This window comes from Nonomuraea polychroma, assembly GCF_004011505.1.
Classification (GTDB): domain Bacteria; phylum Actinomycetota; class Actinomycetes; order Streptosporangiales; family Streptosporangiaceae; genus Nonomuraea; species Nonomuraea polychroma.
On the sequence record NZ_SAUN01000001.1, the window covers coordinates 601347 to 614687 of the forward strand.

At 70.0% G+C, this 13341-nt stretch carries 14 protein-coding genes and 1 pseudogene; 5 read left to right on the forward strand and 10 right to left on the reverse strand.

Annotated features, from left to right (window positions below; all coding sequences use genetic code 11):
- The first annotated feature begins 12 nt into the window (after positions 1-12).
- Entirely contained in the window at positions 13-972 is a 960-nt protein-coding gene (locus EDD27_RS02715) for an isopenicillin N synthase family dioxygenase (protein WP_127930913.1), read from the forward strand.
- Here EDD27_RS02715 and EDD27_RS02720 read toward each other — a convergent pair.
- The 4 genes from EDD27_RS02720 to EDD27_RS02735 form a co-directional block, all read right to left on the reverse strand.
- Complete coding sequence (locus EDD27_RS02720) at positions 953-2335, reverse strand: glycoside hydrolase family 16 protein (RefSeq protein ID WP_127930914.1); 1383 nt, start codon at positions 2333-2335, stop codon at positions 953-955. The two genes, EDD27_RS02715 and EDD27_RS02720, sit on opposite strands and share 20 nt — an antisense overlap.
- A 124-nt stretch (positions 2336-2459) precedes the next feature.
- Complete coding sequence (locus EDD27_RS02725) at positions 2460-3173, reverse strand: vWA domain-containing protein (protein ID WP_127930915.1); 714 nt, start codon at positions 3171-3173, stop codon at positions 2460-2462.
- Positions 3170-3994 carry a hypothetical protein gene (locus EDD27_RS02730; protein ID WP_127930916.1) on the reverse strand — a complete coding sequence of 275 codons (825 nt, stop codon included), beginning with the start codon at positions 3992-3994 and terminating at the stop codon, positions 3170-3172. The genes EDD27_RS02725 and EDD27_RS02730 overlap by 4 nt, the downstream gene beginning before the upstream one ends.
- 108 nt (positions 3995-4102) lie before the next feature.
- Positions 4103-4588: a MarR family winged helix-turn-helix transcriptional regulator gene (locus EDD27_RS02735; protein ID WP_127930917.1), complete on the reverse strand. Its 486-nt coding sequence runs from the start codon at positions 4586-4588 to the stop codon at positions 4103-4105.
- 71 nt (positions 4589-4659) lie between these two features.
- On the opposite strand from EDD27_RS02735, the gene EDD27_RS02740 reads away from it, so the two are divergent.
- Complete coding sequence (locus EDD27_RS02740) at positions 4660-5928, forward strand: MFS transporter (RefSeq protein WP_241564771.1); 1269 nt, start codon at positions 4660-4662, stop codon at positions 5926-5928.
- 38 nt (positions 5929-5966) lie between these two features.
- Here EDD27_RS02740 and EDD27_RS02745 read toward each other — a convergent pair whose 3' ends face one another.
- Both EDD27_RS02745 and EDD27_RS02750 read right to left on the reverse strand, forming a co-directional pair.
- Positions 5967-6686 carry a DUF5941 domain-containing protein gene (locus EDD27_RS02745; RefSeq protein WP_127930919.1) on the reverse strand — a complete coding sequence of 240 codons (720 nt, stop codon included), beginning with the start codon at positions 6684-6686 and terminating at the stop codon, positions 5967-5969.
- Positions 6683-8194, reverse strand: coding sequence for a CDP-alcohol phosphatidyltransferase family protein (locus EDD27_RS02750; protein ID WP_127930920.1), 1512 nt, complete (start codon positions 8192-8194; stop codon positions 6683-6685). Before EDD27_RS02750 ends, EDD27_RS02745 begins: the two co-directional genes overlap by 4 nt.
- Before the next feature lie 140 nt (positions 8195-8334).
- Here EDD27_RS02750 and recO point away from each other — a divergent pair, with 140 nt between their 5' ends.
- Together recO and EDD27_RS02760 are read left to right on the forward strand one after the other, a co-directional pair.
- Complete coding sequence (gene recO / locus EDD27_RS02755) at positions 8335-9069, forward strand: DNA repair protein RecO (protein WP_127930921.1); 735 nt, start codon at positions 8335-8337, stop codon at positions 9067-9069.
- A complete protein-coding gene (locus EDD27_RS02760; RefSeq protein ID WP_127930922.1) occupies positions 9066-9839 on the forward strand; it encodes an isoprenyl transferase in 774 nt (257 codons plus the stop codon). The genes recO and EDD27_RS02760 overlap by 4 nt, the downstream gene beginning before the upstream one ends.
- Here the strand turns inward: EDD27_RS02760 and EDD27_RS02765 are convergent.
- Positions 9836-10885 (reverse strand): alpha/beta fold hydrolase, encoded by a 1050-nt coding sequence (locus tag EDD27_RS02765; protein WP_241563830.1) that lies wholly within the window; start codon positions 10883-10885, stop codon positions 9836-9838. The genes EDD27_RS02760 and EDD27_RS02765 overlap by 4 nt on opposite strands.
- A gap of 231 nt (positions 10886-11116) precedes the next feature.
- Here EDD27_RS02765 and EDD27_RS02770 point away from each other — a divergent pair, with 231 nt between their 5' ends.
- A complete protein-coding gene (locus tag EDD27_RS02770) occupies positions 11117-11674 on the forward strand; it encodes a dihydrofolate reductase family protein (RefSeq protein ID WP_127930923.1) in 558 nt (185 codons plus the stop codon).
- Here EDD27_RS02770 and EDD27_RS56230 read toward each other — a convergent pair.
- From EDD27_RS56230 to EDD27_RS02785, 3 genes and pseudogenes are all read right to left on the reverse strand, one after another.
- Complete coding sequence (locus EDD27_RS56230; protein WP_164903440.1) at positions 11658-12122, reverse strand: GNAT family N-acetyltransferase; 465 nt, start codon at positions 12120-12122, stop codon at positions 11658-11660. The genes EDD27_RS02770 and EDD27_RS56230 overlap by 17 nt on opposite strands.
- 83 nt (positions 12123-12205) lie before the next feature.
- Positions 12206-12622: pseudogene (locus EDD27_RS58525) on the reverse strand (NUDIX domain-containing protein); the annotation flags it as partial.
- A 116-nt stretch (positions 12623-12738) separates the two neighbouring features.
- The gene (locus EDD27_RS02785) at positions 12739-13287 is read right to left on the reverse strand and encodes a CGNR zinc finger domain-containing protein (RefSeq protein WP_164903442.1); all 549 of its coding nucleotides are present in this window, start codon (positions 13285-13287) and stop codon (positions 12739-12741) included.
- Positions 13288-13341 lie beyond the last annotated feature (54 nt).

The following is a 13341-nucleotide window of genomic DNA, read 5'->3' on the forward strand; positions in this document are numbered from 1 at the left end:
AACAATGGCGTCGTGAGCGAATTGCCGGTCATCGATATCGCGCCCCTCCTCACCGACGCCCCGGATCCCGGCAAACGTGCCGTCGCGGACGCCATCGGCGCCGCCTGCCGGGACAGCGGCTTCTTCTACGTCACCGGCCACGGCGTGCCGCCGGAGCTGCTCGCGCGGCTCGACGCGGCGAGCCGGCGCTTCTTCGCCCTCCCCGAAGAGGTGAAGGCCGAGATCTCCATGGACAAGGGCGGCAAGGCCTGGCGCGGCTTCTTCCCCGTCGGCGGGGAGCTCACCTCGGGCCGTCCGGACCTCAAGGAGGGCATCTACTTCGGCGCAGAGTGCCCGCCCGGCCCGCTCCCGCTGCACGGGCCCAATCTTTTCCCCGCCCAGGTCCCCGAGCTTCGTGACGCCGTGCTCGAATACCTCGACAGGATGACCGCGCTCGCCCAGTCCGTCATGTCGGGCGTCGCCCTGAGCCTCGGCCTGGACGAGGACTACTTCCGCACCGGCTACACCGCCGACCCGACCATCCTGTTCCGGATCTTCCACTACCCGCCCGCTCCGCCGGACGCCCCCGACACCTGGGGCGTGGGCGAGCACACCGACTACGGCCTGCTCACCCTGCTCCTCCAGGACGAGAACGGCGGTCTGCAGGTCCGCACCCCGCGCGGCTGGATCGAGGCGCCGCCGCTGGCGGGCACCTTCGTCTGCAACATCGGCGACATGCTCGACAAGCTCACCGGCGGCCACTATCGCTCGACCCCGCATCGGGTACGCAACCGTAGCGGCAACGAGCGTCTCAGCTTCCCGTTCTTCTTCGACCCGGGCTGGGACGACGAGGTGCCGCCCCTGCCGTACGCGCCCGGCCACCGCTGGGACGGCCAGGTGGACTTCACGGGCACGTACGGCGATTACCTGCTGTCGAAGGTCTCCAAGGTCTTCCCGAGTCTCTTCGAGAACGTCAAGAGGTCGAGAACGTGAACCAGTTGACGTTGACGAAGTCGGCCGGCTGACCACTGCTGAAGGTCAAGTAGACGGTGTGCGTCCCCGTGACGCCCGTGATGTTGGCGGGCACCGTGCGCCAGCTCTGCCACCCGCCGGTGTTGGCGATGGCGAAGTCGCCGATGGGCGCGGCCGTGGGGCTGTCCAGCCGCACCTGCACCAGCCCGCTCACCCCGGCCGCCGCTCCCGAGGCCACCCTGGCCCTGAACTGCCTGGCCGCCTCCGTGCCGAAGTTCACCCCGTCGTAGCGCAGCCAGTCGCCGTTGGAGATGGCGCCGACGTTCTGCCCGCCGCCCGTGTCGGTGGTGGTCTCGACGATGGTGCCGGACTGGGCCTGGTAACGCTCGGCCTGGATGATGGAGCGGGCGTCCACGCCGCCGGGCGGGGTGGTCGGGGTGGTGGTGCCGCTCTGCCACACCGCCACGTAGTCCACCACCATGGGACGACCGGGCACGGTGGCCGCCGTCGGCGTCTGGCCTGCCAGGGCGTTCGGGAACGCGCCGCCCATGGCCACGTTGAGCAGCAGGAAGTAGCCGGCGTGACTGGTCATGTTGTTCCAGGTCGTGGCGTCGAACTGGGACTGGCTCACGCTGTGGAACTGCTGGCCGTCCACGTACCACCGCAGCTGGTTGGGGCTCACGCTGCGGTCCCACTCGAACCGGTAGGTGTGGAAGGCCGACTGGCAGGTGGAGCCGGGGCAGGCGCGGCTGGCGCCGAGGCCGGTCGTCTCGTTGCACGGCCCGCCAGGGTTGACGCCGCAGTGGAGCACGCCCCAGACGGAGTTGATGCCGTTGACGTTCTCCATGATGTCGAACTCGCCGATGGCCGGCCAGTTCCAGTAGTTCCCCCGGTACGGCGACCCGAGCGCCCAGAACGCCGGCCAGTAGCCGAGGGCGGCGTCGCCGGTCACGTTCGGCATCTGGATCCGGCTCTCGATGCGCAGGATGCGCCCGTCGGCGGGCTTGAAGTCGGCGCGCCTGGTCTCGATGCGGGCCGACGTCCACTCGCCGGAGCTGCTCCGCAGGGGCGTGATGCGCAGGTTGCCCGCACCGTCGAGGCTGAGGTTGGAGGTGCTCGACGTGTAGTTCTGGATCTCACCGGTGCCCCAGTTGGCCGGGCCGCCGGGGTACGAGTGTCCCGTGTCGATGATCCAGTTGGCCGACGAGGGCAGCGTGCCCGCGGTGCCGTTGAAGTCGTCCGACCAGACCAGTGACCAGCCGGCCGGGGTGGGTGGGACGGCGGCCGAGGCGCTGACGGCCACCTGGACGAGCAGGCCGGTGAGCGCTGTCAGCGCCACGGCAATCGCCGTCAGGCGGCGCCTGCGTCTGCTTGCTGTTGTCATCGTTTCGCTCCTGGGGGGTGCGAGCGGCGTCATGTGAGAGAGCGCTCTCTCAGGTGATGTGACCACAGCCGGTTACGCACTGTCAATATCGCGCACCAGGGGAGTTCGGTCTTGGTGAGCGCTCTCAGAGCAGGTCGGCCGTGGTCGCGCCCGCAGACTCGAAGGCCTCCCGCCAGAAGGCCTCGAGCAGGGGGAACCGGTCGGGGTCCGACGTCTTCTTCCGCAGGAAGCCGTGGACGACCACCGAATACCCGGTCATGTCGGGGAGCAGCCGAGCGTCCCGCAGTTCCTTGATCTTCTGCTTGCGCGCGCCCTCGCTCAGGTCGAGCTTGTTGATGTCCAGGTCACCCCGGTTGTTGATGAGGTCGCTGAACACGATGATCTCGTGCGCCTTGTCCGGCTGCCGCTGGGCGCCGAGCTGCCTGACCACGTACCGCAGCGCGCCCAGCACGTCCGACCCCTGGCCCTCGGTCGGGCAGTCGAACAGCTGGGCCGCCCGGGGCAGGACCTCCTTGATGCGGTGGGATCTGACGCGCTCCTCGACGACCGGGTTCTCGTTGGGGTTCTCCGCCCTGGTGGCGGCGATGGCCACCGGATCCTGGCGGCACGTGCTGCTCTCCGAGCTCCCCGTGACGGCGGCGAACGCGATCCAGTCGCAGTTCTGGGCGAACGCAGGCAGCTTGGAGGTGAGGTCGCCCCTGGAGGTGGCGGGCTCGGCGTAGCTGGTCGAGTCGACGATCACGCCGCAGACGGCACGCGCCTCGGTGCCGCACCCCGCCACCCCGGTCACGACCAGCAGCAGTGCGCCTAAGGTTGCGACGAGCCGATGCCGGGTCATGCGTCCCCTTGCCCAAGATCTTGTCCCTCGGCCGTGGCGTGGTCGTCCGGCGGGTCCGACGCGAAGGGCGCCGGGCCGAGCTGACGACGGGACTCGGCCGGCAACTCGCGCGGCATCACCTCCGCCTGCCACACCTCGATCCGGCCCTCCACCTCCCGCAGGATCCGCCCGATCTCCTCGCGCCCAGAGATCGCCGCGGGCGTGTCACCATTCGCCTCCATCGCGATGACCTCGCCCTTCCACAGGGACGGAATCTCCTCCCGGCGCGGATGGGCCTCCAGCACGCCGCCCTTGTACGCGGCGATGAGCTGCTCGGCCCTGGCGTGCACGGCCTCCACCTCATGGTCGCGCTCGATCAGCGCGCTCTCCCACTCCTGGCTGAGCTGCTCGATCCGGGCCCTGGCCTGCTGCACGTTGGCGTTCGCCTCCTCGACCACGGCCCGCCGCCGCGCCTCCGCCCGCCGCGCCCTGGCCTCCGCGATCGAGATGAACGTGTCCTCGTCGGCCGTGGCGTGCCCGTTCACGTGCGTGGGCCGTGGCTCGGGCCGCGTGTCGCTCCTGCCCAGCTCCCGCAGGATCACCTCCCGCGCCCCGACCGCCCTCTCCAGTAACACCGTACGGGCAGCCGCAAGCCGCCGGTCGACCTCAGTGATCTGCTCGCGGGCCCGGGCACGGATCTCCGTCACGTACGCGGGCTGGTAGTCAGGATCGGTGAACTCGCCCAAGGGATGTCGGCGGGCGTCCCGCATCCCCTGCCGGCGGGCCTCCTCCCGCTCGGCCGGCGGATCGCCCCGCTTGAACAGCCGCGACAAGAACGCCATCCGCGTCTCCTGGCTCCGGCCGGACCGGAACCCGGTCCGGGTGTGCCTGAACCCCAGACTATGTGCTCCCTTCCCGAGCCGGGATCTGGAATGAGGGCGCCGGTGGGGCTAGTCGGTGGCTTCTGTCTTCACGAGGAGTTTCTTGAGCAGGCCGTCCAGGACGGCCTGATCGGCCGGGGTGAGGGCGCCCACCATGTTCGCCTCCACCTCCGCCCGGATCGTCATCGCGTCCATCCACAGGTCGTGGCCCTTGGGAGTGACCTCGACGTCCACCCGCCGGCGATCCTCCGTGCTGCGCACCCGGCGTACCAGGTCCGATCGCTCCAGCGTGTCGAGCCGGCCGGTCATGCCCGCCGGGGACAGCAGGAGGTCCGTGGCGAGCTCGGACGGGGTGGCCGAGCCGCCGCGCGCCACCAGCCGGTGCAGCGTCTCGAACTCGAAGTCCTGCATGCCCACCTCCCTCAGCGCCGCCTCCTTGGTGTGGGCCAGGTGCTTAACGAGGACCTGCAGCCGCGTCACGATCGCCTCCACCTGCTCGTCGAAGGGCGCCTTGCCGCGCCAGCGAGCCAGGTGACGATCGACCGAGTCCTTCATGCAACGGATCATACGGTAGCAAGTATTTTGTTGACGAAACATTCGCTGGCGAAATACTGTGCCTCCTCGTGATGAATCGACTGCTGATAGGGCGATGCCTGTCCGCGCTCGCCACCGCTCTCATCCCCACGACCCTGACCCTCGCGGTGCTGCGGACGACGGGGGACGGCGCGGCGCTGGGCGTCGTGCTGGCGAGCGAGATGGTGCCGCTGCTGCTGTTCCTCCCCGTGGGTGGGGTGCTGGCCGACCGGATCCGGCCCCAACGGGTCGCGTTGCTCGCCGACCTGACCCGGTGCCTGTCGCAGGCGGCCATAGCCGTCGAGCTGTTGCTCGGAGTGAACCGTCTCCTCGATCTGGCACTGCTGTCGGCGGTGGCGGGGGTGGCCATCGCGTTCGGCAGCCCGGCCGTGCCGAGGCTGGTGGTCGCGGTGGTGCCCGGGCCGGACCGGTTGCGGATGAACGCGCGGATCGGCGTGGCGACGAGCCTGTCCGCGGTGGTGGCTCCGGCGCTGGCGGGCGCTATCACGCTGGCCGCCGGTCCGGGCTGGGCGGCCGCGCTCACGGCGGTGCTGTTCGCCTGCTCGGCGCTGACCCTTGGCGGTATCCATACGGCCTCCGCAGGCGCTCGTACGTCTGGCCCAGGTCGTACGTCCGCCGCGTCCGCGAGGCGTCTTGTCGGGCGGGGTAGTGCGGCCTCCTCCTTCGGCAGAGATCTGGTCGAGGGATGGCGGGAGATCAGGGAGCGTCCGTGGTTCCTGGCGTGCGTGCTGGGGCACGGCGTGTGGCACTTCATGGCCGGGTTGTTCCTCACGCTCGGCCCGGTGACCGCCGTGCAGGAGCTGGGTGGCGAGGCGAGCTGGATGGTGATCCTGCAGAGCGGCACGGTCGGTCTGGTCCTGGGCGTGTTCGCGGCTCCTCGGCTGCCCATCCGGAGGCCGCTGGCAGTGGTGCAGCTCGGTGCCGCGTGTTACGTGCTGCCCATGGTGGCCCTCGCCGTGACGGCGCCCGCCCCGGTGACGGCGGGGGCGTACTTCGTGGCGATGTTCGGGCTGGGGGTGCTCAGCCCGCTGTGGGAGACGGTCGTGGCCGATGAGATTCCGGAAGCGGCGCTGGGGCGGGTGCGGTCGTTCGACCAGCTCATCTCGTTCGCGTCCAGGCCGTTCGGGCTGGCGGTGGCGGCGCCGCTGGCCGGCCTCACCGGGGTGACGGCGCTGGCACTGACGGGCGGCGTGCTCGTCGCCGCCGCCAACCTGGCCGCGATCGTCCCGATGGCGCGCTCTCGCAGAAGGCGCGCCGCTCCTGAGCCCTGCGTCACAGAAGGAAAATTGCGGCGCCGCTAGAGATCAGCGGCGCCGCACAAACGAGACAGAAAGGAAAATTATCCCTTCTCGGCCTCGCCCGTGGCCTGCTCCATCGCGTCCTCCGGGGAGGCCTCCAGGTCCTGCTCGGCGTCCGCGCCTGCCTGGGCCGACGCCTTGTCCAGGCGGACCCAGCTCGTCACGCTCTCCACCGCGAACAACACGAACAGGTACGCCGTCAGCACCGCCAGCACGGGCGTCACGATGCCGAGCGCCGCGCCCACCCCTATGATCAGCAGCCGCACCTCCCAGCCGAGCCCCGCGTGGAACACCCAGGCGGGCGGCCAGATGCTCTGCCGCGTCCGGTAAACGGTGTCATAGGTGTGGTATCCCACGACGTACACCAGCACGAACAACAACCACTTCGGCGCGTCGGCGGCCAGGCCGATCGCGATGATGGCGAGGAACTCGGTGCCGCGCAGCAGCGGCGGCGTCAGCCAGTCGAAGCGGCCCAGGTGGTCGCTCGGCGCCGTGGGCAGAATGAGCAGCAAGCAGATCGCCACGGGCACCAGCAGGATCGGGCCGGGCTGGAGCAGCCCGGTGACCGCGAGGGCGGTGACGGTGAGGAGGGCGGCGAGCGTGGCGGGCACGGGCGGCAGGCCGCGGCCCAGCCGGGGCGCCACCATGTGCGTGAGGGGACCGTCGTCGCGATAGGCGAGCAGCCGGGCGGTCTGGATGCGCCGGCGCTCCTCGTCGGGGTCCGGCGTGGGGGTGGCCATGGCCTGCGGTGCGGTGATCATACGAGGGACCTCATCAAGCGACCGGTGAGGGTGTAGGCGGCGGCGAGGGAGCCCCAGATCACCAGCGTGAGGAAGGTGATCCGGGCGTCGAAGAGGGCGGCGGTGATCGCGATGGCCGCGAACCGCTCGCCGATGGGGAACACGATCATCTTGCGCGCCCAGTGGACGGCCCGGAACTTGCCTGCCTTGGTCCACATCTTGAGCAGGCCCCGCAGCCCCTGGCTGCGTTCCACCTTCCGGCGTACGAGGGCCTGGCGCAGGGCGCGGTCGTCGGGCGCGTTCAGCGGCAGCGTGGGCAGCTGGGCGGCCGGCTTGCGGCGGTTGGAGATGCCGAAGGAGAAGTCGAGCAGGTGGCGCACCGACTGCAGGCTCAGCGCGGCCAGCGCGAAGATCCAGATGTCGTCGCCGTGGCCCGCGACCACGTAGCCGACGGCCAGGCCGGCGAAGACCACGTATTCCTTGAACCGGTCGAACGTGGCGTCCAGCCACGCCCCCAGCACGCCGAACTTGCGGGCATATCGGGCGACCTGCCCGTCGACGCAGTCGAAGACGAACGCGAAGTAGATCAGCACGCCGCCCAGCACCATCCACGGGCGGTCGCCGGTGGCGAAGCAGGCGGCGGCGGCCACGCCCAGCGCGATCGAGATCAGCGTCACCTGGTTGGGCGTCAGCCCGCGCCGGGCGGCCCAGCGGGCGATGAAGCGAGAGTAGGTGGAGACGAAGAACGTGGTGAAGAAGCCGTCGGCGCCCTTGACCGCGTTGTTGAGCCGGGCGCGGTCCTCGTCCATGCCGGCCATCTCGGCGCCGGCCTCGTTGACTTCCTCCTGGGTGGTGACCCGGCGGTAGAACAGGTCGCGGCGGCCGCGGATGCCGACGGAGACGCCGTTGCGCACCAGGCCGAACACGACGAGCTGCACCAGGTCGTCGTCCGGGCCGAACGTGTGCGCCATGGCGGCCAGCTCGCGGCAGGTCTGCGCGAGGACGGGGGCGTTGCGCGCGCTGAGGTGCAGGGGACCGAGCATCACCGCGTTGGGCCTGGTCACGGCGTGGGCCGCGGTGCCGACGGACACCACGCGCGATTTGCCGACGCGGGAGCGCACGGGCAGTCCCTCGACCCGGCTGAGCCCGATCTCCGGCTCGGCCTCGTCGATGGGGACGCTGTCCTCCTGAGCCTCCTCCTCCGCCGTGTCTGGTCGCGGCTCTTTCGCGACGAGCGCCAGCGCACCGCGCTTGGTCTTGGTGATCTGGTAGATCAGCTCGTCGTGGACGACCGAGTTCTCCGGGATGATGAGCAGGCTCTCCGTTGCGGTCTCTGCCACGTCGGCCAGGTTGCGCAGGGCGGTGGCCACGTCGTCGGAGGGGATGACGGCGAGCCGTGGATCGAGGGGGGTGAGCTGGCTGCGCAGCCGCTCGGCCACGGTGGGTTCGCCGGGCAGCGCGGCCAGCCTCAGGCCGGTCGGAGAGGTGTCGGGGCCGGGCGAGGCGCCCAGCAGGACCACGCGGGTCATGACTCCCTTTCGAGACGGTAGCGGGGGGTTGAACAACGGGTAATGCGGGGACAGGCGTCAAAGTCTAGTGAGGGTCACGTAAAGTCGCGTCATCAGAGCATGCCCGTAATTAGATCCGGGTCCGGCCGTAAGATGTCCGAGTGAGTCTCTACCGTGACGAAGGCGTAGTTCTGCGTACGCAGAAGCTCGGCGAGGCCGACCGCATCGTCACCGTGCTGGCCAAGCGCACCGGCAAGATCCGGGCGGTGGCGAAGGGTGTGCGCAGGACCACGTCCCGCTTCGGGGCGAGGCTGGAGCCGTTCACCCACGTCGACCTGCAGTTTCACACCGGCCGCACGCTCGACGTCGTCACGCAGGCGGAGACGATCAGGCCTTATGGCGAGGTGCTGGCCGCCGACTACCCCCGCTACACCGCCGGCACCGCGATGCTGGAGACGGCCGACCGGCTGACGCACGGGGAGAAGGAGCCGGCGCTGCGGCAGTTCCTGCTGCTGGTGGGCGGGCTGCGCACACTCGCCGACCGGGAGCACGAGCCGAGGCTGGTGCTGGACGCCTACTTCCTGCGTTCGCTGGCCGTGGCCGGCTACGCGCCCGCGCTGGACGCGTGCGCCAAGTGCCAGGCGCCGGCGATCAGAGCGTTCGCCATCGTCGCAGGTGGCGTGGTGTGCGGGGCGTGCAAGCCGGCCGGGTCGGCGGTGCCCGCGGGGGAGACGATCGGGCTCATGACGGCGCTGCTGCGCGGCGACTGGGCCACCGCCGACGCCTCCGACTCCCGCCATCGCAACGAGTGCAGCGGGCTGGTCGCCGCGTATCTGCAGTGGCACCTCGAACACGGAATACGCTCTCTGCGACACGTCGAAAGGGAGCTTGCGTGAACGTACGACCTCCGACCCCGCATCCGTCCGGCGCCACGCCGCCGCCGATCCCGCGCGAGCTGGTGCCCCGGCACGTGGCCATCGTCATGGACGGCAACGGCCGCTGGGCCAAGAGCCGCGGGCTGCCGCGCACCGAGGGCCACAAGGCAGGCGAGTCCTCGTTGTTCGACGTCATCGAAGGTGCGCTGGAGCTGGGCATCCCCTATCTGAGCGCGTACGCGTTCTCGACGGAGAACTGGAAGCGCTCGCCCGACGAGGTGCGCTTCCTCATGGGCTTCAACCGGGACGTGATCAGGCGGCGGCGCGACGAGCTCAACGCCATGGGCGTGCGGGTGCGCTGGGCGGGCCGGCCGGGCCGGTTGTGGAAGAGCGTGATCTCCGAGTTGCAGACCGCCGAGGAGATGACCGTCTCCAACCGCAAGCTGACGTTGCAGTTCTGCGTCAACTACGGCGGGCAGGCCGAGATCGTCGAGGCGGCGGTGAAGCTGGCTGAGGACATCGCGGCCGGGCGGGTGAAGCCGTCCAAGGTCAACGAGAAGGTGTTCGCCCGCTATCTGGACGAGCCGGAGATCCCCGAGGTCGACCTGTTCGTGCGCTCGTCGGGGGAGCAGCGGTTCTCCAACTTCCTGCTGTGGCAGTCGGCCTACGCCGAGATGGTGTTCCTGGACCGGCTGTGGCCGGACTTCGACCGCAGGGACCTGTGGGAGGCGTGCGAGATCTACGCCAAGCGCGACCGGCGCTACGGCGGCGCGATCCCCAACCAGGTCTAACTCAGGAACTCCGCCACGTCCGCGGCGAAGCGCGGATGGCCGAACGTCCCGATGTGGCTCGTCCCGGAGTAGATGATCAACTCCGACTCCGGCAGCCGCTCGGCCGTCTCCTTGAAGAGCTCCACGGTGTAGGCCAGGTCGCGCTCGCCGCCGACGATCAGCGTGGGCGCCGTGATGCCGGCGAGCCGGCGGCGTACGTCGAAGGTGTCCTCGGCCTGGGCGAAGTGCAGCATGTCCAGGGGGTTCGCCGGCCGCATCAAGGGGTCGGCGAGCCAGAGCAGGGGGCGGAACAGCGCCCTGGTGAGCGCGGTCCTGCCGACCACGGGCGCCTGATGGTGCGCGCCGCGCCGCCCGGCCGCCACCGCCTCGGTGTAGCGCCGCTGGACCTCGCGGGTACGAGCGGTCAGCGTGTACGCCGCCCCGGCCACCACCAGCCGCCTGACGACCTCGGGATGATCGGCGGCCAGTTGCAGCGCCAGGGACCCGCCTGAGGACATGCCCAGCACGTCCACGGGCTCGCCGAACCGCTCGGCCAGGGCCTCGGCATGCTGAGCGGCGATGTCCGCCATGGTCGTGCCCGCGGGCGTCCCCGGCGCCCGGGTGACCGCGTAAACGTGGAAATGCCGCCCGAGCGGGTCCATCGCCTTGCGCTCCATCCTGAGCGCCCACCCTGTCGGATTGGCGTGGTCCGGCGTGAACCACCGCAGCACCACCAGCGGCTTCCCCGCACCGACCGTGTAGTACGGCAGTCCGTGCGCGAGCGTGCCCGTATCCATCATCACCCTGCGTCCCTCATACACGGGGTAACGACCGGGGGCGGTGCCGAACTCCCGCCAGGGGACATGATCTCCGGATCCCGGGAAAACGGAGCGGGCCTGCCCGTCCTCGCTGCCGCCTTCGACCGCCGACACCGCGTCCCGGGCGGCGCCCCGGGCAACGTAGCCGGCGCCGCCCTCCTCGCCGAGGAATCGGCGTGCCGCCTGGGCCTGTACCTGCACCATGCCGGTGACCTCGATGATCGAGACTCGGCCGCGAAGCAAGAGCACCTACGCGAGGCGTCCCAGGCACGCCGCCACTCTCTCTTCCGGCCGGTCACCTTCAACGGGTTCGACGTCAGGACAGCAGCTCATAGACCTTCGCGTGGAGATCTCGCAGTCGTAGACGAGGGGTGTGCGCCAGAATCGCCGCGGAAATTCCTGTGTCCTCCTGTCGAATCCGAGCCGGCCCGGTCGACGCGTCAGCAGAGACGGAAACAACGTGGCAGGAAGGAACAGACCATGAGGAAGATCATCGAGCAGGGCGTGGTGACGTTGGACGGCCAGATCAGCACCCCGCAGAACTGGCTGGGCGGATTGTGGGCCGGAGAGTTCGAGCAGCGCTCGCGGGACCTGTTGTTCTCGGTGGACGCCCTGTTGTACGGGCGGGTCAGCTACGAGCAGCACGCGGCGATCTGGCCGCACATGGAGGAGCAGTTCGGCGACTACGCGGTCAGGATGAACACCATCCCGAAGCACGTCGCCTCCACCACTCTGAAGCAGTCCACCTGGAACGCCACCCTCATCGAGGGGGATGTGGTGGAGGAAGTCGCCAAGCTGAAGAGCCAGCCCGGCGGCGACATCCTGAAAGTCGGCACCGGCGGCCCGCTCAGCCGCACCCTGCTCCAGCACCGGCTGGTGGACGAATACCTGTTCTGGCTCGTCCCGGTGATCGCCGGCAGTGGGGCGCGCCTGTACGACGGCATCGACACGACGTTCCTGACACTCGTCGACGTCGTGCGGCTGGAGAACGGCGTGCTGGGCCTCACCTACACACCGAAGGTCACAGCGAGCGCGTGAGCCGGACGGCTTCTTCGCGATAGCCCAGTGCGGCGTAGAACCGGCGAGCGGTCGTGTTGGCCGCCCCCGTCTCCAGCGTGAGGTGACGCAGGCCCTGTCGCCTGGCCCAGGCCTCGGCCGCCGCCATCAGCCGCCGCCCTGCACCGGCGCGGACGGCGTCCGGGGCCACTGCCAGCTCACCCACGTAGGCGTCCGTCACACCCGTGAAGTGGCGCTGCTGATTGACCGAGACCACGCCGACGACCCGCTGTTCGTCGCCCTCCACCGCGACGAACACCTCCCCGCGCCGTTCCCGTGTCGCGTCGAGGGATCCGGCGAGCCACTGCCGCCCCGCGTCCACCGCGGCCTCGGGATCCCGCCAGGCCGCCACCCCTTCGGCCAGCCGAGCCGCCAGCGCCATGACGGCCTGGCGGTCCTCCTCCAGGGCGGGCCGAATCCGGATCTCCATGCGAGGCAGCATCGCAGACCGGATCGCGCCGAAAAGACCAGCCCGAGCGGGAAGACCCGTTCCGCTGTGATCCGCAACTCGGGCAGGGTCCACCAGCGGAAGGTGTCGAGCAGAGACCGCTCCAACTCCTCCGTCTCCGAGACGTCCACCTCGACCTTGCCCGCCCGCAGAAAGAAGTACCTGTCCACGGACCGGTAGAGGGTGCGATCGTCCGGTCCCCAGAGCCCCGAGCAGGTGGCCACCACCTGTCCGACCTCGCCGGGATCCACCCAGTGCCCGATCTCCTCACGCAACTCCCGGGCCGCGGCCATGGCCGGCGTCTCGCCGGCCCGGACGCCACCGCCCGGCGTGAACCACGCGTACTCGCCGGTCACCGTCGACATCCGGGCCCGATACAGCAGGATCCGGTCGCGCCCGTCCACCAGCAGGACCCGCGCGGACGCTCGCACGACGGCATCAGCCATGACCATCATGATTTCCCGCCACGCCCGAGTCTCCATCCACTGACAAGGCGCATCCGACCAGCTGAAGGGTTTACCCCCACAGGGCGCTGCCCGGAGCTCCCATGGCGCGAAGCGCCCCGGAGGACCATGCGGTTCCCCCGGGAAGGGGCTCGTTAGGCGCGGCGGCGGGCGCGGTAGGCCGCCACGTGCATGCGGTTGCCGCACGTCCGGCTGTCGCAGTAGACCCGCGACCGGTTCCGTGACTCATCCACGAAGACCCTGTCGCAGTCCGGGGCCGAGCAGGTCCGCAGGCGTTCGGCCTCGCCTTCCACCAGCAAATGCGCCAGGGCCACGCCGCAGTCCGCCGCCACGTGCTCGGCCAGCGTCGCGTCCGCGGCGAAGTAATGCACGTGCAGCGGGTGGCCGTCGTGTTCGGTCAGGCGCGGGGTGATGCGGGTCTCGGCCAGCAAAGCGTTCAGGGTGCGTACGGCGGTCGCCTGGTCGGTGGCCGTGAAGACGCGGTGGAACGCCTCGCGGACCATCCGCACCTGGCCCAGGTCACGGGGCGTGAGCTTGCCCACGCCGCTGATCTGGCGGGAGTCCACGAACGTCTGCAACTCGGCCAGGCCGGACAGGCGCTCGTCGCCGCCTGTGGACGGCGAGGTGTTGACCAGCTCGACAACGGTGGCCAATGAATGCACCATGTCATGGCCAAACGGCATGTTGACTCCTGTCCGCGCCGGGTTCTAGCGTGGTCGAACTGTATCTCTTGCGTG

Bases quoted from the DNA above. Each gene is read 5' to 3' on its own strand.
- EDD27_RS02740 (WP_241564771.1), top strand. From the start codon at position 4,660: ATGAATCGACTGCTGATAGGGCGATGCCTGTCCGCGCTCGCCACCGCT.
- EDD27_RS02745 (WP_127930919.1), bottom strand. From the start codon at position 6,686: ATGATCACCGCACCGCAGGCCATGGCCACCCCCACGCCGGACCCCGAC.
- EDD27_RS02735 (WP_127930917.1), bottom strand. From the start codon at position 4,588: ATGAAGGACTCGGTCGATCGTCACCTGGCTCGCTGGCGCGGCAAGGCG.
- EDD27_RS02730 (WP_127930916.1), bottom strand. From the start codon at position 3,994: ATGGCGTTCTTGTCGCGGCTGTTCAAGCGGGGCGATCCGCCGGCCGAG.
- EDD27_RS02770 (WP_127930923.1), top strand. From the start codon at position 11,117: ATGAGGAAGATCATCGAGCAGGGCGTGGTGACGTTGGACGGCCAGATC.
- EDD27_RS02750 (WP_127930920.1), bottom strand. From the start codon at position 8,194: ATGACCCGCGTGGTCCTGCTGGGCGCCTCGCCCGGCCCCGACACCTCT.
- EDD27_RS02725 (WP_127930915.1), bottom strand. From the start codon at position 3,173: ATGACCCGGCATCGGCTCGTCGCAACCTTAGGCGCACTGCTGCTGGTC.
- EDD27_RS02785 (WP_164903442.1), bottom strand. From the start codon at position 13,287: ATGCCGTTTGGCCATGACATGGTGCATTCATTGGCCACCGTTGTCGAG.
- EDD27_RS02720 (WP_127930914.1), bottom strand. From the start codon at position 2,335: ATGACAACAGCAAGCAGACGCAGGCGCCGCCTGACGGCGATTGCCGTG.
- EDD27_RS56230 (WP_164903440.1), bottom strand. From the start codon at position 12,122: ATGGAGATCCGGATTCGGCCCGCCCTGGAGGAGGACCGCCAGGCCGTC.